The 22,784-nt window shown below is 42.9% G+C and carries 15 protein-coding genes; 7 read left to right on the top strand and 8 right to left on the bottom strand.

Annotation, left to right across the window (positions count from 1 at the left end):
- Positions 1–68: 68 nt before the first annotated feature.
- The 4 genes from ONT19_RS09000 to ONT19_RS08985 form a co-directional block, all read right to left on the bottom strand.
- Positions 69–3,890, bottom strand: a complete 3,822-nt coding sequence (locus ONT19_RS09000; protein WP_264952660.1) for a hypothetical protein — start codon at positions 3,888–3,890, stop codon at positions 69–71.
- 463 nt (positions 3,891–4,353) lie between these two features.
- On the bottom strand, positions 4,354–5,934 hold the full coding sequence (gene tnpC / locus ONT19_RS08995) for an IS66 family transposase (RefSeq protein WP_264952663.1): 1,581 nt from the start codon (positions 5,932–5,934) through the stop codon (positions 4,354–4,356).
- A gap of 101 nt (positions 5,935–6,035) precedes the next feature.
- Entirely contained in the window at positions 6,036–6,383 is a 348-nt protein-coding gene (gene tnpB / locus ONT19_RS08990) for an IS66 family insertion sequence element accessory protein TnpB (RefSeq protein WP_117588063.1), read from the bottom strand.
- Entirely contained in the window at positions 6,371–6,781 is a 411-nt protein-coding gene (locus ONT19_RS08985; protein WP_185914600.1) for a hypothetical protein, read from the bottom strand. Before ONT19_RS08985 ends, tnpB begins: the two co-directional genes overlap by 13 nt.
- A gap of 738 nt (positions 6,782–7,519) precedes the next feature.
- On the opposite strand from ONT19_RS08985, the gene ltrA reads away from it, so the two are divergent.
- Positions 7,520–8,926 carry a group II intron reverse transcriptase/maturase gene (gene ltrA, locus ONT19_RS08980; RefSeq protein WP_264952662.1) on the top strand — a complete coding sequence of 469 codons (1,407 nt, stop codon included), beginning with the start codon at positions 7,520–7,522 and terminating at the stop codon, positions 8,924–8,926.
- A gap of 246 nt (positions 8,927–9,172) precedes the next feature.
- Here ltrA and ONT19_RS08975 read toward each other — a convergent pair whose 3' ends face one another.
- Positions 9,173–10,219 (bottom strand): tyrosine-type recombinase/integrase, encoded by a 1,047-nt coding sequence (locus tag ONT19_RS08975; protein WP_117728580.1) that lies wholly within the window; start codon positions 10,217–10,219, stop codon positions 9,173–9,175.
- A gap of 658 nt (positions 10,220–10,877) precedes the next feature.
- Complete coding sequence (locus ONT19_RS08970; protein WP_264963882.1) at positions 10,878–11,783, bottom strand: Abi family protein; 906 nt, start codon at positions 11,781–11,783, stop codon at positions 10,878–10,880.
- A gap of 727 nt (positions 11,784–12,510) precedes the next feature.
- On the opposite strand from ONT19_RS08970, the gene ONT19_RS08965 reads away from it, so the two are divergent.
- Positions 12,511–12,891: a DUF4988 domain-containing protein gene (locus ONT19_RS08965; RefSeq protein WP_264952664.1), complete on the top strand. Its 381-nt coding sequence runs from the start codon at positions 12,511–12,513 to the stop codon at positions 12,889–12,891.
- A 145-nt stretch (positions 12,892–13,036) separates the two neighbouring features.
- Here the strand turns inward: ONT19_RS08965 and ONT19_RS08960 are convergent, their stop codons facing one another.
- Together ONT19_RS08960 and ONT19_RS08955 are read right to left on the bottom strand one after the other, a co-directional pair.
- Positions 13,037–13,990 (bottom strand): IS3 family transposase, encoded by a 954-nt coding sequence (locus tag ONT19_RS08960; protein WP_264952012.1) that lies wholly within the window; start codon positions 13,988–13,990, stop codon positions 13,037–13,039.
- Positions 13,991–13,995: 5 nt separating this feature from the next.
- Positions 13,996–14,343 carry a helix-turn-helix domain-containing protein gene (locus tag ONT19_RS08955; RefSeq protein WP_118067409.1) on the bottom strand — a complete coding sequence of 116 codons (348 nt, stop codon included), beginning with the start codon at positions 14,341–14,343 and terminating at the stop codon, positions 13,996–13,998.
- Positions 14,344–14,506: 163 nt separating this feature from the next.
- On the opposite strand from ONT19_RS08955, the gene ONT19_RS08950 reads away from it, so the two are divergent.
- The 5 genes from ONT19_RS08950 to ONT19_RS08930 all read left to right on the top strand — a co-directional run bounded on the left by ONT19_RS08950 (position 14,507) and on the right by ONT19_RS08930 (position 22,734).
- Positions 14,507–17,692, top strand: a complete 3,186-nt coding sequence (locus ONT19_RS08950) for a collagen-like protein (protein WP_264952665.1) — start codon at positions 14,507–14,509, stop codon at positions 17,690–17,692.
- A 96-nt stretch (positions 17,693–17,788) separates the two neighbouring features.
- Entirely contained in the window at positions 17,789–18,289 is a 501-nt protein-coding gene (locus tag ONT19_RS08945; protein WP_117695021.1) for a hypothetical protein, read from the top strand.
- Positions 18,290–18,312: 23 nt separating this feature from the next.
- Positions 18,313–20,256, top strand: coding sequence for an Ig-like domain-containing protein (locus ONT19_RS08940; RefSeq protein ID WP_264952666.1), 1,944 nt, complete (start codon positions 18,313–18,315; stop codon positions 20,254–20,256).
- 112 nt (positions 20,257–20,368) lie between these two features.
- Complete coding sequence (locus ONT19_RS08935) at positions 20,369–21,421, top strand: transposase (RefSeq protein WP_203069454.1); 1,053 nt, start codon at positions 20,369–20,371, stop codon at positions 21,419–21,421.
- A gap of 266 nt (positions 21,422–21,687) precedes the next feature.
- Positions 21,688–22,734 (top strand): IS110 family transposase, encoded by a 1,047-nt coding sequence (locus tag ONT19_RS08930; protein ID WP_007896893.1) that lies wholly within the window; start codon positions 21,688–21,690, stop codon positions 22,732–22,734.
- Positions 22,735–22,784 lie beyond the last annotated feature (50 nt).

Here is a 22,784-nt window from a genome sequence, read left to right as displayed (position 1 = left end):
TTATTAAGAATAAAAGGGGTGTCAATGAGTTGACACCCCCTCCTTATTTCAAAGATGATCTGTAAATTTTAGTGACGCTTTGCGCCAGAGTTTACAGTCTTGTTGACTGTGATGACAGCCCATACCTTCTGAGTGTAGTCAAGGTTTGTCTTAACACCAGAGGTCCGCAAGTTTGTGTCGCTGTACTTCACATTACCCCAAGCGTACTTCACTGCGATTGGTACGTAGATGTGGAAGATTTGTGCACCACCACCATTGTTTACATAGTTGATCTTACCATAGTTCACGTAATCACCAGCACCCTTAGTCCAGATACCGTTTGGTGATGTACCATGCTGCTCGCTGTTGAAGATCTCCTGGTTATTACCATTGTAAACCTTCAAGTAAGTTGCTGTAGTGATACCATGCTCCATTCTGTAGCTTGTCAAAGAAGGAACTTCGTCAACGATAGGCAACTGAGCGATTTCCTTAGCGTCGGTGAGAGCAGCTGCAGAACGTACAGAGATCGCTTCCATAGCGTCTGAACGGATTTCCTCACGAATTACTGCCAAGTCTGTGATGTTGTAGAACTCATAAGGAACCTGTGCGTTGGTGTTATCAGCGTAATTGCCATTTACCAATACGCTGTAGTCACGCCAATCCTTGATGCTAACCAAGTCTGTCAACTTAACTGACTCCTCCGCATTCAAAGCATCGGTCCAAGTTACATTCTTAGGAGCTACGTTGATTGGACGGAGGAAGCGAACGTTGAACAAGTTGTTCTCAACCAATGGCTGGTAGCAAGGGTCATCAGAGAGAGTTACCTCAAGATAAGCAGTGAATGTCTTATCAATGTTGTTTGTCAAGTAATCGTTCTTGATGTCATTGCCCTTTGCGTCACGACGACCCATGTTGTTGAGGAGGTCGGTAGCAGCGTTGTCATTGATACCCTCATCACCGTAGTAGTGGAGGATAGAGTACTTGCTGTCGTAAGTATTCTGACGAAGTTCAGCGACTGTCTCAGGGTGAGCCAATGCAACACCATCCTGCTCAATTGCAATAATCTTGTGGTTGCTGTCAGAAAGTTTCAAAGTCCAAACAGAACCAGAAGCACCCTTAACATCCCATGTGCCATTTACAGCATCTACAGTAGAGTTTACACCCTTCTTAGGCAATACGAAGCCGAAGTTCAACTCTGTCTTTGCGGTGCCGTCTGCATTATAGAATTTAGAGAACTTATCCTTGTTACCCTCAAGAGTTACAAGTACCTTCTTGTTTCTCCAGTACTCCAACAAGTCCTTGTCAAACTTGTCTGCTGTGAGAGCTATTTGACCATACTCTGCAGGAGTAGGAACGTTAGCGTGAACATCGAGGTCGTTCTCACCACCAGGAACGTATGTAGAGTTCAACTGGAACCAGTGGTGCAAGTCCTTGTTGGCAATCTTACCATACTCGAAGTGGAGCTTCGTAGGAGCGAAGTTCAACTTAACCCAGATAGAAGTACCGTTCAACTTGTGGACGAAGCGTACCCATGTATAGAGAGCCTTGGTATTCTCACCCTTAGAAGCGTAAGAAACGCCAGTTTCCTCCATCAACTTCTTGTAAGAAGCTGCATTCATCTTACCTGCATTAGCATCTGTTGTGAAGTTCCAAACCAATACGTTGGTCTGGTTATCCCAACCCTGACCGCCAGTAGCGTTGTCATGAGGTGTGTACCATACACGACCGTAAGAGTCAGCGTCGTTAACCTTCTTGGTCTTGTCTGCGTCAGAGTAACGTACTGCATACCACTTCTGTGCAGCATTGTACAATGTACCACCATTTGCAACTGTAGGCATTACCGTGTGACCACCCTCAGTCTCAAGATAGTATTCGTTCTCGAAAGTTTGCTTGGTCATACCGTCTGTACCCAACTTAGAGAGTATGAGGTTCTCAACCTGTGACCAAGTCATCTTGCCCTCATCACCACAGTTGAAGTACAAGTCGCCGAGGTTAACCTCAACCTTCATGTCAACAACTGGCTTCTCAACGATACGAACCTTGATGTAACCATAAAGTACGATGTTGCCTTCGCCATCAACCAAGTTTACACGAACCAATGGCTCACGCTCTACAGCTTCCTTAGTTGCAGTCTGGCCCTTGATGGTCTTACCGTCTGCATCAACAGAACGAGGAGCGAATACACCAGAAGTCTTGTCACCAATCTGCTCGAAGTGAGCGGTCTCACTAGTTGTCTCCTCACCGAGGTAATAGTCGATAGGGATGAACTCATAGTGCAAGCCGAGAGCCTCAAGCTCAGCATCGGTCATAGTCTGATCCTTATATGACTTGCCATACTTAGCGAATGTCTCGTAGTCGAAGTGAGTCTCTACGAATGGCTTCAAGTCGATGGTCTCATTATATACTACAGAGTGAGTAGCTGGCATTGTGATAACACCATGCGTCAGGGCATCTGCCGGTGTCTTACCATATTCCTCTAAATTAGTACCATACAAAGTTGTATAAAGGTGGTTGTCACCAATAACACCTGCATGTGGGGCACCGTTGATGAATGTGTTCTGGTCAAGAACTGTCTCAGGAGTGTTATCTGCGAGAGCCTTGAGGATGTACTTAGCAGGAGTTACAACAGCATAGTCAGATGTGATAGTTGTATCCTTCATCTGAGCCTGAAGAGCAATGAATGGCAACTTAGAGCCGTATGCCTGGTTGTCTTCAGCATCTTCCCAACCATTGTTAGGAATTACAGGGTCTATGATTTGATTGCCATTAGAATCCTTGCCCTTTGCCCATTCTGCGAACAAATCATTAACTTTCTTGGTATTGATAGTGAATGGAACGCTCAAAATACCATCAACAACAGTGTTCTTGCCATTGGCAACATATTTAGCCTCTTTTGGAGTAGCGATGGTCTCATCACCAGAACGTGTATATACCTCAGCAAGGTTTGTGAAGAAGCTGAATTGTGCACCTTCCAAGCTTGCTGTTGAAGGATTCATGTGATACTTAGCAATAGCACCGTTCTGCAAGTAAACTTTCTCGCCAGGTCTAGCTGGAACTTTATCGTTTACAGTAGCCTTGATAGTCTTGAATCCTACAGCTGTAGATACTTTGTAATTAAACTCGGTCTTATCACCGAAGGTGTATGTTGCAGGTTCTGCCCAAGGAGCCTCGATACCCTCAAGACCTTCCCAATAGAAGTCTGGTTTGAGAACCAAAGACTTAAGCTGCTTTGCTACCATGACAGTGATGACGTTTGCATCTGCTGCAACTTTGTCAACCTTCTTGCTGATAGCTTCCATTGTATCTTTCAGCTTTTTGATTTCTGTAACGTCACCTGCAGCAGCCTTAGCTTCGTCGATTCCCTTTTGCAACTCAGCAATCTTAGCGTTGTAAGCCTCCAAGTCAACTTTCTTGCCCAACTGGGTTTCGAGTGAACCAATCTTCTCGGTCAACTTGTCAAGAGTCTCCTTCTGCGTATCCAAGTTTGTTTGAGCAGCAGTCACAGCACCATCCAAAGTTTTCAAGGTAGTGCCGATTGTGTTGAGAGAAGAATCAATAGCATCGATTCTTGCAGCAAGCTTTTCGAGGTCAGCCTTGTCTGCCTTACCTGCGATAATGGCGTTCAAGTCATCGATGGCTTTCTGTAACTTCTCTGCAGTTACCAAATTTGCTACCTCGGTCTGAAGAGAATTGAGATCCGCTTTAGTAGCGAAGTTTGCATGTGCTGTTGTTGCATCATTCTTGGCTTGATCCAACGCAGTCTGCAAAGTCTTTAATTGTTCCTGCAAGTCCTTGATTTGCGACGTATTCATGTTGATGTCATCATCGTAGTCCTTACAAGAAGTAAATGTGCTTACCGAGGCAATTGTCAATGCACCCATAAGCAGCGCGCTAAAATACTTTCTTTTCATACGGTAATAATTTATAAAGTTATACGATTTTCCTAGCCTTTCGGCAGGAAGTTATTAATTAATTCTCTATATCGAATCAAGAGTCCCGTTTGATGAAAAGAGTCTGCACTCTTAGAAAAGTTCTTCGTTCTCTTTCAAAGGTCCTCTTAGAAAAGTTATTTTATCGTTCTTATATATCGTGTGGCTTTTTATCGCCACTCAGTTCTTATTGTTTTTGTGATATCTCCAGCCAGGAGATATGATATGGAATCGCAACCCTAAATATTTGTATAAGAGCCAAGTTTTTTTATCAATTTTATTGCCACATTTGCCACACGCATATTAACTTGCTGGTATACAATGGTTTAATGGTGGCAATAGACCCTATTTCTATTGTCACCTTATTGTCACCTATTGTAAGCGTCTCCGCGTTTATACCTTGCATAATTCAAAAAAGCAGTAACAGCTGATTAAACTAATGCTGTTACTGCTTTTTCCATCGGTCAGGAAGTAAGTTTCTATATTTTTCCAATGGGGTATTGGGTTGCCATTCTGCAGTCTTTTCTATTACGTTGCATATGTATTCAAATAGATTAATGCCATTCAGCCTGCATGAGATGGCGATGGAATATAGGATAGCCGCCCGGCTTGCTCCTTCGTGCGAACCAAAGAACATTGAGTTTCTTCTTGATAGTGATATGTACCTCTGGATTCTCTCAATATAGTTGTTATCGAGAGCCGTATCACCTCTTTTGAAGATGTCACAAATGGCATTATATTCATTAAGGGCATAACCGACCGCCTGCGCCAAGGTAGACTTGGGCAGCAAATCCTTTCTGGAAGATATTTCCTCCAGTTTCTCCAATAAATCCTGTAAAATGTCCGGTGCATATGACTGCCGATAGGCTAGATGGTCTTCAACGGTCCATCCATTTACCCCAACCTTATGTTTTTTGTCTTCTCGATAAAATCTGTTGAGGATATCTACGACTTCCTGAGCATCCTTGTCTTCCTTGCCGCAGTCGATGAAATCTCTCTTGACATGCTGTAGGCAGGCGATTCTCATAATGTCAGGATAAGCATCCGACTCCAGTTTCCGGTAAGGAGCATATGCATCACTCTGTATGGTACCTTTATAATCAGAGAATACGTTAAGTATGACCTGCTCAGAGCGTGATCCATCCTCATATACGAAGAAGACAAGTCCCAGTTCAGGCGCACTTACAGCCCAGAGGTAGCCTTTCTTCGACCCCTTGTCTGTAGGCTTTGTCTTGGCTAACAGCACTTTATGGTATGTCTCGTCTGCCGATACATAATCCTGCTGCAACACTACTTGGCAGATAGCCTTATAGAAGTTTTCCAGCACATCGGCACTTCTGGCAATCAGCTTGTTTGCCGTGGCTTTCCTTAACGTAAACCCATTGTCGGCAAAGTATTTGGTAATTCGCTCTACCGGCATGGAATAGATGTATCGCATCTCCAGGAGACCTGCTGCAAAGGAAGGTGAATAGGAAGAATTCAACAACAGAGCCGGCGGAGTCTTCCCCGGATACATGATACTTCCATCCGTATAAGTGTTTATGTGATACACGGTCTTGATGAACTTGATGGGTTCCATGCTGTAACGTATACAGGTACGAGTCCCGAAGAGACGCAACGTCTTCAAAAGCTCTGCATCCATGACTGGATCTATCGTAACATGCACCTCTTTCATCTCGTAATGCATGTCACGTTTGGCACCATTGTTTTTGCGTGCCTTTCTCTTTTCGGCCTGCTCTGTTTTCTTCTTGTCAAATTCCTCCTGGGTCATCGAGGCTTGTGGATTCTTTTCCTGACGTTCGGACTTCTTGCCTGAAACGAGCTTGCCGAGTGCCTTGTTCTGACGATTCGCTTTGTCAATGGCGATTCCTTTCTGGACAAGTAGTTCTTCTAATGACTTTATACGTTCAATGAGTTCGTTGACCTGTGTAGTCAACGAACTCACCGTAGCATTAGCTTGCTGAAGCTGCTCGTTTGCAAGCTGAAGCTGTTCCTTTAAAAGTACTATAATTTCGTCCTTTTTCATAGTGCAAAGGTACGAAAAAATATCGAGATATGCAAGGATTTTCAGATATTTATTTTTACTATCTTGCTGATATACAAGCTATTAAACGCAGTCTTACACACCTAAAGATTAAGCCGTTTTCTATATCTCATACTTTTCAGGCAAATTCCGCTCATGATGGCAGATAGCGTCTTGTAAGGCATTTTGCATTGTTTGCTTTGGGGATCAAAGAATGGTAATTCAAAGGTTCCTCGCTCCAGTCGCTTCTGATACAGCAGGAAACCGTCGCCATCCCATTTGAGCATTTTTACCTGCTGGCGGTTCTTTGAGAAGAAGATGAAGACGGCACCACCGAGTGGCGGCAGCTCCATCTCCGTCCTCACAATCTGGTACAGACCATTTATGCCCATGTTCATTCGGACATATCGCTGGCAGACGTAATACTGGGTATTTTCGTTTAGTCCAAACATAGCATATCCTCCTTTTCATAAAGTTTCATCAGATGCATGACAGATTTGGCGCTACCTTTCTTGATGGTGACTATCGTTCCATTTGGGAAGGTTAGGGTTATGCCAAAAAGATAGTTCTCTGGACAGACGGGTTCGGATGGCATTTCCATGGGAAGGAACATCATCCCAGTGTCCCTGGCTATTGCCTCGGAACATTCCTTACGGGCTTCGGCCTGAAGCAGACGAATCTGCTGTTTGGCTAACCTAACAGAATAACCTTTCTCTGACATCCATCTATGCATCGAGCGATGGCTTACATGCCGTTCCTTTAAAAAAGGAATCAAACTGGCTTTTGGATTATGATTCAAATGAATCTGGAAGGCATTCCATGCCCTCTCATAACGTTCTGTTGCTCTCATAATTTCGTTGCTTTTAAAATTATGGTGCAAAGGTAAGAACTTTTACGATAAAGGGCAAGGTATAAATGCGGAGCCGCTTACCACCTATTGCCACACCCCAGGTATGCCAAAATAGGCATAATTAGCTGATATTCAGGTGTTTCTTGTTTGCTTTTTGTTTTTCTATTCATTGTAACGCTTGGTGCATCGACTGAACAAAACAAGGTTTTTGCGTTCAATATAGCCCCTTTTTTCGTTTTTTTTTCACCAAAAATGGAAGTGAGGCTTACTTTAGATTCAAAAAAGGCTCTTTCGAACTTCAAAAGAGCCTTACTTGATAGTATGCTCGGCATGAGCATTGTCTAATGGGTGCAAGTCCCTAGTAAGCCCTAATAGCGGGAATTACCTAGCCAATGGCAAGGGTGTCCATCGTGAGTTGGAATCTGAAAGAAGCCGGCGGCAAACATCTGACCTAACGTACAGAAACTTCATACAAGGCATATGACCGTGGATTAGATTGCTATACAAATCAAAGTCCCATAGCTATTCGGAACGGTTGGTGTAAATGAAGTGGGTATAAGATGGAAAGACAATGCCCTTATCCGAGGAGGTCTCCCGGACTTGTCGAATAGCTATGTTGCGAAAGGCAAGGAGTAAAGCTAGCCGTGAGAAGTCAGCAGATGTCATAGTAGTGTGCTTTTCGATATAGCGCATGAAGGACAGAACCTATATTAAACGATAGTAATTGAAACATACCTTATGAAAGTAAGAACGCAGAAAACATTGGCAAAAGTTAATGGCTGCCCCCAAAGAGCTAGGACGGAATCCGAATGGTATGGGGGAGCGCAGACTTTCATGTGGATGTGTGAAGACAACATCGTGGAAGTACCATTCGACAAGGAGCACTTGTTGGAGCGAATCCTTAGTCCCGATAACCTGAACCAAGCCTACAAAGCGGTGGTTCGCAACAAGGGATGCGGCGGTATCGACAAGATGTCTTGTGAGGAACTCCTCCCTTGGCTCTTGGCTAACAAGGATTCTCTGATACGTTCCTTGCAGGACGGTTCATACCGTCCGAACCCAGTCCGTCGAGTAGAGATACCGAAGGACAATGGCAAGAAGCGTCTGTTGGGCATCCCCACCGTGGTTGACCGATTGGTGCAACAAGCCATCAACCAAACCTTGACACCCATCTATGAGCGACAGTTCTCGTCACGAAGTTACGGCTTCCGCCCAAGGCGAAGATGCCACGATGCACTTAGGGGAGCGCAGAAGATAATCGACAATGGCTATATATACGTTGTCGATTTAGACTTGGAACGCTTCTTCGACACGGTGAGTCATAGCAAACTCATAGAAATCCTAAGCCGAACCATCAAGGATGGGAGGGTTGTCAGCCTTATACACAAATATCTTCGCAGCGGTGTGATAAACAAGGGCTTGTTCGAGGCAAGTGAGGAGGGAACTCCCCAAGGAGGACCGTTGAGTCCACTGCTGAGCAACATCATGCTCAACGAGTTGGACAAGGAACTCGAACGCAGAGGTCTCCCCTTTGTTCGTTATGCCGATGACTCAATGATATTTTGTAAGTCCAAGCGAGCAGCAATGCGAGTCAAGGAGTCCATCACCAAGTTCATAGAAGGTAAACTATACCTCAAGGTGAACAAGGAGAAGACGGTCGTCTCGTATGTGCGTGGTGTGAAATACCTCGGCTACTCCTTCTATGTATCCAAAGGCAAATGCCAACTGACTGTGCATCCCAAATCCAAAGCAAAGATGAAAGCCAAACTAAAGGAACTTACGAATCGGAGCAATGGATGGGGATATGAAAAATGGAAGCAAAAGCTAGAGGAATACATACGAGGATGGGTGGGGTACTATCATCTTGCAAATATGAAGCAACTGCTCCTTGAAACGGACAAATGGCTGCGCAGACGAATACGCATGTGTATATGGAAGTCTTGGAAGAGAGTCAAGACGAGGATTGCCAACCTTGTAAGGTGTGGTATAGATAAATACCAAGCCTATATGTGGGGCAACAGCCGTCTTGGGTATTGGCGTGTAGCAGACAGTCCTATTTTGAAAATGGCTATCAGCAATGATAGTCTTCGTAAGACAGGGTATGTCACGCTGATGGGTTCGTATCTCGAATGGCACCCAAAGTAGGAACCGCCGTATGCGGAACCGCAAGTACGGTGGTGTGGGAGGTCGGTGAATGCGAAAGTAGGAGGTAAATGCCTCTTATGAGTAACATTTACCTCCTACCCGATTTGGGCAGGATGCTCCTGAAACTGCGTCACGACGTAGCTGTCACTGCGTCGGGACGTAGTTGTTGTTACGTCGTGACGTAGCTACTGCTACGTCGTGACGTAATTTCTCCAGCATCGTTGGCGGAAAAACTCTACCTCCCTCTCATATACTGATAGCTTCGATAAGCATATCGTTGTATCTGTCTATCACATCGTCATTGATACTTTTCAGATAGATGCGCGTGATTTTCTCTGAGTTGTGCCCCATGCTGTCACTTATCACGCTGATGGGGATGTTCTTCTCCTTGGCGATGGTAGCCCAGGAGTGACGGGCGCAGTACATCGTTACTTTCATCGGCATGCCGATGCGCCGGGCAAACTTCTGCAATGCCTTGTTCACCCTACATTGGCGGTAGTGATACTGTTTCCTGACATCGGTGACTATATTCTGGTTAACAATGCCCAGCAGATGTTTGCCGTCGAGTGAAGGGTGGCGGTCTGCAATCTCTTGCATGCAGGGGCGCCATGCTACTCTCAGTTCTTTACCCGTTTTCTTTCTCTTGTATATAAGTTGCCCGTCCTTGATGCTTCCCTTTTCAAGAAAGGCGATATCTACGAACGACATGCCTCGGGTATAGAAACTGAAGAGGAATAGATCTCTCGCCAGCGTTTCCTCCTCGGTGACGGTTGTTGCAGCGACTATCTGATGGATGTTTTCCGCTGTAAGTGCTCTTTTGGCAGTCGGAGGGTTCTTGGTGAAAGAGTGGGCGAAGGGTTTGCGGTCTTCCAGCCCATATTGCTCCAGGGCTTTGTTGTAGATAGCTCGGAGACGCTTCATGTAAAAAGAGATGGTATTCAGCGTGAGACCGTTCTTTCTCAGATAACTCTCGTAATCTTCCATGATGAGGCTGTCGAGTTGGCTAATCAGCAGGTCTTTCTCTTTCCGGAATCTCATGAAACTGCGCAAGGTGCACATATATATATCGGCAGACCGGTATTTGCCATTCTTGTAGAATCGCTGGGTGAGTTCCCTGACATATTCGCTCAGCATCGGACAGACATTCGTATCTTCTTTGGCTATTTGCAGCGCATCATGTTCGCTACCATTCTCTATGACATATCCCAGTGCATTGTTTCTGTTGTTTACTTTGATGACGATTTCTGCATCTTGCCGAATAAGTTCCTGTGGAATTTCTATTCTTAGTATCATTTTTATGTGAATATTATGTTGAATGAAGTGCTTTGTTGTATAACAAATTAGTAAACAGCCAACAAAGTTACGATTAATCTCTGGATTACCCAAAGCTTTTTCCGATATTCACATCAATGCCAGTATATATGATAAGGTATAATGGGCAGCCTGTTTAAGTAAGTAGATGAAATCATGTACGTCATTTAACAAGTTCATACGTTTCATTGAGTCGATAGATATGACTGCGTTGGGTTAAAGATACGACTGCGCTGGGCGGAAGATTCGACTGCGCTGGGTTAAAGATTCGACTTCGTTGGGTGGAAGAGTCAATTTCATTGGCTGAATAATATGGCTGCGTTGGCTGAACGAAGTAGCTCTGTTAGCTGAATGAAGCACTTGAGTTATCAGAATGAGGCGGCTTGGTGTAATACGACTCGCTAGTCTGTTAGGCGCTCGGGGCTTACTGTCCAGCCTTTATTAAAGGTAAAAGAAAGTGCGTCATGGACTGATGACACACCCTCTTTGAAATATTATACTTCTTTCCTATTCTTAAGCACCCAACCTCCGAATTGTATGAAGCTCCTATATATAATAAGGTGTAGGGCCGTTAATTAAAAAGCAGTCGATAGTGAAAAGTTCACTGCCGACAGACTAACTTGTTTTTGAGTCTGTAAAGTTATCTCCATAGGGGCTCGGAAATCCAATTTTCAGGAAAACCCATAGCTGTCGGATCTACCTGTGAATAAGAAGCGAGTAAGGATTTGAGCTTGTTCTTGAAGTCCAAGCCGTATCCCATGGAATCAAGCCAATATGCAATACAACAGGCTATAGCATATACTTTGTTTGCATCTACACCTTCTATGTTCACCCATGCACCACGTAAAGAAGCGCTCATTTGAGGAGCTGTAGAAAGATAACGGTTCCAGAGGCGTGAGTGGTGAGCGCAACAGTTTCTCAAGACAGTTACGCTACGCATCCAGCTTTCCAATACCTCATGCTGAGGAAGATTGAACTGACGAGCTACACGCTTCTTCAATTTCTTGTCACAGAAATTGTAATAGAGTTTTGAAAGCGTACCGAAAGATGCCAGTTCAAGAGTTTTCCATGCTGGTGGGAAAATTGGCTTGTCATAGTTGCGCCTATGCTCCTTGATAAAGTCCTCTTTACTACGTTGAAGCTCTCTGTCTATGGAGTTCATATTCTCAATAAACTTATGTTCGTCATCAGCAAGGCTTGTATCAAAGAACCAAAATGGTCCATGTTCCAATGAGAACTCTTGTATAATTTTTGTGCGCAAAGCTATCTCTAATCGGTGGATAGCTTTGAACATCAAGTCTCTCAACTCCATATCAAAGTTGTAGAGAGCTACGGCATCTTCAAATCTACTATTAAGCTTAAATTGATGTGAAGTTTTATCTGCCTCCATTGGACGAAGGTATTGAACAAAACGAAAATAACTGACCTCTCCAAGAAATTTTGCAGTCTTGGATGAATCAGCAATATTTAAGCCTCTACTTTTTAGTAGTTCTATTTGTTCTGAAATAGAAAGAGCCTGCTTAGTGTATAATCTTAATGTACTCATAAAAAGCAAAAGACCCGCCCTGGTTCGCTGTTCTAATGGGAAGCGTGGCGGATTCTGTTGCTGCAAAAGTACGAATAATCATTGACAATACAAACTTTTTAGCAAGAAAAATCATTCTAAAGTGGATTCTTTAACATATTTATATTTAATAATGCCAAATCTGATCATAGAATCACGTTTTGTCAGTGGAGAAAAGTTTCTAAAAATATCGCTTTGTTTTTTATCTCTTTCCTATTCTTTAGCACCCAACCTCCGAATTGTATGAAGCTCCTATATATAATAAGGTGTAGGACCGCCAATCTCCCCTATATATAATAAGGTGTAGGTTTTATATCGGCAAAATGGAGGAAAACAGGGAAAATGGACGGGTTAGAAGCCCAAAATGGGGGCTATTTTATAAAAAACATAAGAAAATTAGCCTTTTTTGAAAAAAAAATGCTCAAAAACTTGCAAGTTTCGAAAAATATACTTATATTTGCAACATGAAAAATCTCCTGGCTGGAGATATCACAAAAACAATAAGAACTGAGTGGCGATAAAAAGCCACACGATATATAAGAACGATAAAATAACTTTTCTAAGAGGACCTTTGAAAGAGAACGAAGAACTTTTCTAAGAGTGCAGACTCTTTTCATCAAACGGAACTCTTAATTCGATATAGAGAATTAATTAATAACTTCCTGCCGAAAGGCTAGGAAAATCGTATAACTTTATAAATTATTACCGTATGAAAAGAAAGTATTTTAGCGCGCTGCTTATGGGTGCATTGACAATTGCCTCGGTAAGCACATTTACTTCTTGTAAGGACTACGATGATGACATTAGTAATTTGCAACAGCAGATTGATTCTAATGCAAAAGCAATTGAGACCATTCAGAATTTGATTAAGGGTGGTGGTCTTGTTACCGGAGTAACAGAAACTAGTGATGGTATTACTGTAAAGCTCAGTGATGGAAAATCAGTCACTATTTCAAATGGTAAGGATGGCGCTCCTGGTACTGCATGGACTATCGGTGCCGATGGTTACTGGTATGAGAATGGTAAAAAGACAGACAACTTGGCTCGTGGTCCTCAGGGCGAGAAAGGCGAGAAGGGCGATCAAGTGTAGCAGTTCCCCAAAGTGGACACAAAAAATGATTATTAATTATTTATATTTTTAAAAGTACACATATCTATCAAATTTCGTTCCTTTTCATTTGCAAAAGTAGACAATCTCATCCATATTTGCAAGTTTTTCTTTATAAAAGTGAACATTATTCTTTATTTTTCTCATTTCCAGCCATTTTCTTCCGTTCTGTGACGAACTTCGGTGTAGCATTAGCCTCTCGCTTCCCAAAAGTGTCCTTTCTTGGAAGCTCCCCTTTATAAAACCTCTTCCTGTAATTATTTGGCGTATCATAGCCGATAGCACAACATGGTCTTTTCTCATTGTAATAATCCACGTATGCGTCCAAGGCCTCCTCGAACTCCTCTCTTGAATTACATGTCTCAATCTTGAAGTCTATGAACAATTCCTCTTTTATCCATCCGTTGAGGGATTCGTTCACAGGGTTGTCTGTAGGCTTTCCTGCCCTGGACATAGACCTCACAATCAACGTGTCCTTTATCAGCTCATTATAGGCGAGTGAAGCATACACGCTACCTTGGTCCGTATGAAGAACAGTTGGCTCATCTGTGCCCTTCAACAGGTTGATGACATCATTTAGCCCATCAATGTACTGGTCTCTATGTCCACGTCTCTCAGCCACATGCCACGTTAGGATTTCTTTCGTAAAGACATCGAAATACATGGTCAACTCAAAGAAGAACCAAGAGTATTTGATGACTGTCATGTCAGAGACGATAACTTGTCGAGGTCTGTCTACCGTGTCCCACGTGGAATAAATGAGGTTGGGGTACTTATCCTTTACCTTACGTGGTTTGTAATGTATCTTGTGTCTCGTTTGTGACTGAATACCAAGATATTGGAAGCATTTATAAGAGAAATTGTCGCTGATACTCAACTGTAAATTGATTCTTATGTACGCCGCCACCCACCTGTAGCCATGTGTTGGGTGTTCCGAGTGTATGTCCTCAACCACACCCACCATGAACTCACGATTGATCTCACGGGATGAAGGCTCTCTTCTAAGCCACTTGTAATACCCCGACCGACTTACTCCCATCATCTTGCAGATATCCTTGACAGGATACTCGTGCGATAGCATGTCCACTATTTTGAACTCTTCATTTTTAAACGAACATACTCCGTTTGCCCATCCTCGTTCTGCCTCACCAGATATTTTTTTTTGAGCCGTTCATTCTCAATACGCAAGCGTAGGATTTCTCGCTTATACCCCTCCTTGGTTTTGTCAATGCCCTCAGGAAGTATGTTCCCAATCTCAGCATCAGCACGAGCCAACCCCTCTATGCCTGCTTCTTCATATTGCTTCAGCCACTTCTTAAAAGAAGTTTCCGAGACATTGTTTGCCCTGCAGAAATCACCGAGCTTAACTTTGGAGTTTCCCTTGAACTTACGAATCAAGAACTCCTTTTCCAATGGATTTAAATGCTTTGCCATAAAAAGTTTCCTTTCTGGTGAATACTTGACGATAAGATAACCGTGCTTCGGCAAGTTGTGTGCCCTTACGTTCGGGCTACGCCCTCTCTACAGGGCACACAACTCTATCTGCTTGCAAAGGTAATCATTTTCCATCAGTTTTCCACCTTTCTGTGTCTACTTTTTGAGGGGCAGCAAAGGCGTCAAGGGCGACAAGGGCGATCAAGGCGTCAAGGGTGACAAGGGCGATCAAGGCGTCAAGGGTGACAAGGGTGATGCAGGCACAAGCGCATCCGCAGCATCTTATGAGTACTATGTTCCTGATGCAGAATCTGGTTACTTCGATATCTACAAGGATGGCAAGAAGGTAAGACGCAGTGACGTTCAGTTTGTTTCAGAAACTCCAAACTCTATCACCGCTACTTTGGATAAGCAAAACTTGATCCTCACAGGTGTTAAGGGTATTTCTGGTGAAAAGGTCGTTATTTCACTTACTGGTGATTTGACAGGCTTGGTATTCATGCCAAATCTCTACTTGGATGGTATTGAGACTTTGACTTATGACTACTTGCATGGTGAATACTTAGAGCATAAGGAAAATTTGACTGGTCTTAGCCGCTTGACTACTACTGGTGGTGCCCATAAGACAATCACAGGTCTTGATAACTATTTGCCAGACAGATTGAACAATTCGTCAGCCATTGCTCCAGCTACTGCAACTTTGTACAATTATGGTCCTGCTTGGGGTGTTAAGTATCACATGAATCCATCAAATGCTGATATGGCATACGAGGATATTGCGGGCTTCAATCTCCTTGAGCCAACAATCTTGAATTATCATACTCGTGCTACAGCTTCAGTGCTTGGAAATATTACTTCTCCAGAGTTGAACGATGCAGGTAAGGCTCTCTTCAATACTTCTAATGGTATTGTAACAGCAGGTTTGAAGATTCAGCATCCTGAAATGTTGGAACCATTCCCAACTGTTAAAGATAAGAATGAGACAGCTAATACGATTGCTTTGCAGGCAAAGACAGCTGCAAGTACAGTAGCTGAAGGCAAGGTTACTTCTGATTATGCTTTAATTCAGCCACAGAAGGCTTACCTCGAGGCTTTGTACTGGAGATTGAAACCTCATTATGCTGGATTAGGCTTGCCTAATACCCGTATGGGTGACGAAACTGGTATTCCTGTAGATAAGTACTTCGGCACAACTGCTGATGATGTTACCAAGAAGGTTCACGTTTATGACTCACCTCAGGAGGCTTTGGCAGATCCAGATGGTGCAGCTCTTGAACTTTACTATAACAGCGCTGAGGGTATTGATATTGCAAGCTACCTCGGACTCCACATGTTGGTAGAGGATGTTAAGCAGTTTACTCCTGGTACTCCTAATAAGCTTGGTGTTAACCTGAAGGAGATGTCATTAGAAGAAGGTAAGGAATGGGGCTTGACATATCAGTTCAACCTCGTTGAATACAAGGTAGACGGTAACGCAACAATTGATAGCCGTTATGCTAAGTGGGTTAACAAAGACGCTGGTATTCTCCGTGCATGGAATGTTGATGCAAGCGGTAATCCATCTTCAGAGTCTGCTACTTCTATCGACCGTGAGCCATTGGTTCAGGTACTCGTTAAGCGTGGTGACCAGGTGGTTTTGGATGGTTACATCTTGATTCACATTACACGTCAGAACCCTGAGGTTGCTCCTAATAAGGCAATTGATTTGTTGACAAAGGATGCTAAGTTCGACCTCTGCAATGGTATTGATGATTTGAAGACTACATGGGCTCAGTTCTCTGCAACTGTATTGACAGAGGGTCTTGAGAATATGACAAAGAAGGACTTCGATGAGCAGTATACTATTGATGATAAGGGTAATTTCGGTTCTGATGCTGCTGGTAATACTACTAAGGATCTGAAGATGTTCAAGGCTGCTCCTGAGAAGGGTGGTACATACGACGCTGCTGATGATCTTGGTCATATTGAGTACTTCGCTAATACAGAGGGTACAACTAACCATGCGTTTAAGTGGCATTTGTCTGCTGAAGATCTTGAGAAGTTGACTCATGATCAGGCTAATCCTGTTACTGTAACTCGCTATGTACGTTACATTGGTAATGCAAAGGCTAAGTATCCTTACATCTATGTTAAGTTGACTTACAACTTGTCACGTATCAATAAGAACCAGACATTCGGTGAGTTGATTCCTGAGTACTGGAAGGGACTTGATGGTTCTGCAAATGGCAAGGAAGCTGTTATCTTCGATGTTAAGGAGCCTACAGATGGTGGCGATATCTTAGGTATTAGCCGCAAGGTTACTTCTACTTTGAAGGGTAAAGTTGCTAAGTTAGTAGGTCCTCACAAGTATTACTTCGTTCCTGAGCCTGTTGTAGTTGGTGGTTATACAATCACTCCACAGAGCAGTGCTGCTGATACCAAGTGGAACAAGTTGTTCTGCAAGTATATCACTGGCGACTCTCACGTATTCAGCAAGGCTAAGTTGCAGGAAACTCTTGAGGGTTGTGCTATTGACTACGCAGATGGTGCATTCATGAATGAAGATCTCTATGCAGTAAAGGGTACTTCTTATGTTAAAATTGCAACATTGGATCCTGCTACTAGTGAGATTACATTGATAAAGAATGAAACAACAAAGGCTGTCTTGAATGCGATTGGTTATGAGCCTGCGAATGCTAATATCCAGAAGGAGCTCCGCTCTTGGGTAGGTGTTGTAACTAAGAATACTTGTGGTGTAGCTGAGTTTGTTAAGGATGGTATCTTCCTGACATCTTGGGAGCGTCCAATCAACTTGATTGATGTTGCTACAGAGCCACGTATCGATGCTAACACCAATGGTAACGTTATCTACGCTCTTGATCTCTTCAAGTTGTACGACTGGCGTGGTTGGAATACTGCTACTGTTTCTGAGGCAGGTTGTGTAGCTAACCAGAGTAATATGTGGGGTGACCACCTCTGGTTCTGGGGTTACTACAATGTGAAGTCTATTACGATCGATACTACACCTGCTAACGTTGAGACAACTCTTGGCGGCGGTCCTACAATGGATCAGATTAGTGAAGACGTTGAACTCAGATGCGGTAATCCAAACGGTATTGCTACAGCATATAAGAAAAAGGGTCTAGAAACTTACACCTTCGATTTGACACCTTACAACTCTGAAAGTAAGAATGCTGATTTGGCAACCTTCATGGAGGCTAATAAGGCTAAGTTCGGTACTATCTGGTACTACAACAATGGTGTTAACGTAGAAACCTTCAAGGTAAGAGTTCCTATCACTATCGCTTACGAGTGGGGTGAGTTTACTACTAAGGTTGAGTTCACTATCAAGTGTACAATTGGTGATTAAGACATTTATTGAAAAGAAAATTAATAATTAAGCTCTAATTAGAGGGTGTGCCTAAAAGAGCGGCGCACCCTCTTTTTATTTAAAAATGTGACGGGTATGAAAAAAACTATATTATATTCTCTCTTGGCTATATTGGTCTTCTCATTATGCTCATGCGGTGAGAAAAAGAAAAGTCGCGAACAGCAGGTTGATGAATTCAGAAGCGAATTGACTGAAGAAGATACGGCTGCTATGTTGAAACTTTGTGATGATGCCATGGCGCAACTCAAGGCAAAGGATTATAACGCAGTGCTTGCCAATTTGCATGAATATACCGATTCTACGCAAGAAGTGAAACCTCTCACAGAAGAAACAAGACAAAGATATCTTAACAAGTTTAAGATGTTCCCTGTATTGGATTATACACGCGTATATTACTCATTCCAGTTGCAAGGCTGCAATGATGTGAAATATGATGTTACCTTTGCAACGGCAAAACAGGCTGGAACCGCTGAACCGGCAAAGACAGCTTATATGTTCAATCCTGTGAAAGTAGACGGCACTTGGAAACTGTGTGTAAAGACGGCTACTGACGAAATAGATATGAACATGCGCTAATAAAACATTTAAACTTACCTATTATGAAGAAATCATTGTTTGTCATATTACTGGCTTGTGTGTCTGCACCCGGTTGGGCTCAGATACAGCGCACTGCTGTATTTGATTTCAGTCAGCCACTCAGCCTTACTCCTTCCATAACTCCACCTGAAGGTAATAGTAATGAAGTTCCCGTTACTGATAATGTTTTCTCTAATGGCGACATTACTATTGATTTTGAGTGGGGTAATCAGGGATTGGGTACAGCCATCGTTAACTTTACTAACATCTATACTCATGATATCTCCTATTATCTCAAAGTCAGTCAGCAGGCTTTGATGAAAGTGCATGCACCTGTTATCGGACGTCTTGACAGAGTATCTTTCTCCGAAGGTAGTACTGTAGGTGATCTTCGAGTGACAGACGATGAATTAGGAAGTCAGGAAGATGGATACAAGACATGGATTAATGATAAAAAGCAGGATATCCATGACTTAATATACAAAAACAGTTTTTCGAATGCTCAATTAAAAAAGATTACGGTACTCTATACCATGCCGTCTACCATTCTGACAGCTACAGGTGATTTGGAGAATAGCAGTGTTTTAGAGTACTTTGAAAACATGCATCTTACATTCGACCGCAACATGCTGGTTAAAGATGCATCCAAAATCACACTCTCTGATGGAACGAGCAGCCAAACGCTTTCGGCTACTGTAAAAGACAATGTGGTAACCTTATCTGCTGCTAGCCAGATAGCAAAGAATGGTACATATATACTTACGGTTCCTGCAAAGAGTTTTGTTGATAAGGAAGGCTTTGAGAACAAGGAAATGAAATTCTCTTTTGTCATCAAGGCTCCTTTGAGTCCTGTTTCGATTACTCCTGCAGCGGGAACCATTGAAACTTTACCTCTTACTATTGCCGTAGACTTCGGAGAGAAGGTTGGATATGTAGATGAGGCTGCCAGCGTGAAATTACTGAAAGATGGTAACGACTATCTGACAGCAAAGGCTGTCAAGGCATCTGATACGAAAGTTAATTTTGAAATACAGGGCGCTGCAGGTGCTATCTCAAAGATGGGTACTTATAAACTTATTGTGCCTGCTAATGTAGTTTGCAACGACAAGAAGGGCGATGCCGAATGGGAACGCTACAATAAGGCTTTTGATGTAGAATATGTTGTTGTCGGTTCTGCCGCATATTTGAAAGCTCTGAAATTGTTGCAGAATAATTCGGTGGGCTATCCTAAGGTTACCAGTGCCGCTTATGTCGCTTTGAACGAAGTTGTCGGGAATGAGGCATCAACAGATGCAGAATTCAAGGCTGCTATTGATGCTTATTATAATGAAACTGATGTTCTTCTTCCAGAGAACAAGAAGTGGTATAAGATAGCCAGTGTAAATAAGAAGAATGAACGAAAGTATCTTGCCGTAAGTAACAACCAGGTTCAATTGGTAGACAATATTGATGAAGCTTCTGCGTTTGAGGCGTTAGACCATAGTGGAGTCTTCACCTTGGGTGATGCTGATGACAATATGCTGAATGTCAATGGAGTGACAGCTGATGCAGGTGCAGAAGTAAGCAAACTTACAATTGCCAAACTGGATGGTTCTGCTGTACAACTCGAATCGGGGGATGTCTTTGATGCAGACAAAGCATTGGGTACTTTCTCATTCAAGGGATCTTATCCATCTGTAACGGGAAGTTCTAGCGTTGCTTATGCTTTGTGCAATCATGCAGACAAGAAGTATCAGACAGAAGCAGATGTTGCTGCTCCATATTGGCAAAGCAGTCTGACCAGTGCCTTCGAATTCGTTGAGGTTGAAAAACCGGCTGCTGCTATCAAGACCGTAGAGACAGCTTACAAGTTGACACCTGCAATAGTAGGAAGCAATGCCGATCTCCTGACTCTTTCTTTCTTTTACCTTTGCACCCAGGAATCTTTTACCTTTGCACCCAGGAATCAAGTTAGGATATTTGGTTAATGGGTGTTAAGGTGAACTATCTTTCTTTCAAGGTATGCCCTTTCTCATGTCATAGTCCTTATATAATCCAGCCAACTTTCTTGATTCCATTTAACTATTAAATGTCAAAATTATGGATAAAGAACTTTACATAGGCGTGGATGTCTCAAAGCAGACTCTCGACCTTGCTTATTATGACGGAGAAAGCATTGATTGGAAGAAAGCCCATATAAAGGTGAGCAACAACAATGCAGGTTTCAAGAAAATTGGTTCATGGGTGGCAAAGGTAAGCAAGGGGTTTGATATAGTCTTGTTCTGTATGGAATATACAGGACTTTACACCCAAAACTTTAGACTGTGGTTGGAAGAGAAACATTATATTTATAGGATGGTGGAACCTCGCAAGATGCATCGCTTTGAGCCAGACTTGGATGATGGACTGCGTTCGCTCGACCGCATCAAGACTGACGAGCTTGATTCTTTCCGCATAGCCATTTACTGTGAGCAGAACCACAGAAAGATTCTTCGCAACCCATCAAAACTTCCTCCTCCTGTATATTTTAAGTTGAAGAGGCTTTTGGCGGAACGCAAGCAGACAGTCAAGCAGTCAGTCCTTTACAAGCAGCAGCTTCATGATATATGTGCGTATGACACAGATTTGTCTGTGGAACGTAAGAATGGGCAACTTAAAACGCTCAATGATGCACTTAAAGGCATAGACAATGAAATTGACATGTACATAAAAGAAGATGCGGACATCAGCAAGAACTTTTCCCTGCTGACATCAATACCTGGTATTGGGCGTGTTGTCGCACTTGAAACCATTGTCTTGACCGAAAACTTCATGGCAATAGATAACCCACGTAAATACGCTTGCTATATTGGTGTCGCTCCTTTCAAGAAAGAATCTGGTACATCTGTGAGAAAAGGCTCGTCAGTCTCTAAGAAAGGTTTTAAACAGGCAAAGGCAGATTTGTCCATTGCCTGTTTGGTTTGCATGCAGCACATTCCGAACATCAGAGATTACTGGGAACGCAAGAGAAAGGAGAAATGCAGTGGAATAGTGTTTAATGCAATCAAGTTTAAGATGATACTCCGTATGTTTGCCGTTATAAAACGAGGTACTCCGTATGTGGAGACGGACAATTATCGAAATGGGAAAAACAAGCAACCAGGAGTGAACTAACAGTGTTTTAAGACCATCACTATACCATGATAGAGTCTCTTGGTTGCTTTTGGCACTACCTTTGCGAGGAATCCTCAAAAGGAAGGAACTCCAGACAGAGGTAGTGAACTTTTTAATCTTAGGCAAAGCCCTTTCCCTTGATATAGTCTCCTCTGCCCGAAATGTCAGACTCAGTGCCTTTTAGGGAATTAGCTGTCCGTCCCAGCTTTTAAAAGATTTGGCTTATCCTGACATAGAGAGTTCCTTTCGTAAAGCGGTGCAAAGATATGAAAAATAAATCATTTGTAGGCATTGACATCTCTAAAAATGTCATAGATGTATCTATATTTCGTGAGGATACCAACATCAAAATGTTCCCTCATGAGGTGTTCAACAACACTCGCAAGGGATTTGGCGATATGTGCTCATGGCTCAAAAAGAGCCGTGTGGTACTTTCCCAAGCCCTGTTTGGCATGGAATTTACAGGTTGCTACTCCTTGGACTTGGAAAAATTCCTCACGTCCAAGAATTACTCTTTCTGTATGCTTAGTACACGTATAGTAAAACATCATCCTATGGGGACAATAGATAAGCGAGACAAGAATGACTCTGCAAAGATAGCTGACTTCCTCTATCGTTATGATGGCACGGAATGTGCCAAGCCATACAAGTTGCCAAGCAAGGCTATGCAACAATTGAAGCAACTTGTCAATGAGCGTAAGTTCCTTGTGGAGCAACGGACAAACTTTATGAACCGAATGCAGATGTTTGAAACGAAAGAGGATTCTGCCATGTATGAGAGCTACATTAAAAAACTCAATCATGACATTGAGAAGATAGATCAGGAAGAGTGTGAATTAATGTCCAAGGAGGAAGATGTCTTTGACACTTTTCAGAATCTGTTGACGATACCAGGAATTGGTTTTGTCAATGCAACAAACATAATTGCCATCACACGAAACTTTACCGCTTTTGACACAGCTCGGCAATATGCGAGATATGTTGGCGTAGCTCCATGCAGTCACACTTCTGGTACCAGTGTGAAATGGCGTGCCCGACCTTCCGCACACTGTAACGGTCAAGTGAAAGCTGACCTGTCTATGGCGGCATTGAGAGCTGTTGAGTACGATGTGGAAATGCAAATGTTTTATAATCGAAAGTTAGGAGGCAGAAAAGATTCTGATACTAAGCGTAAGGCATTGAATGCCGTCAAGTTTAAGCTCATTTGCAGAATGTTTGCCATAGGCAAGCAAAAGAGAAAATGGGAAGTGTTGAACACCTCTGACGACAGAAAGAACTTACATATTGAAAAGTCCAAAGCAAGTGAACTATGACAATGTACCATTGTCTCTTATAGTCTTGTGAGGACAGATACGGATAACTA

The organism is Segatella copri (assembly GCF_026015625.1).
Lineage (GTDB): Bacteria > Bacteroidota > Bacteroidia > Bacteroidales > Bacteroidaceae > Prevotella > Prevotella copri_H.
Note: the sequence above shows the minus strand (reverse complement) of the source record. Positions and strands in the feature narration are given on the sequence as shown.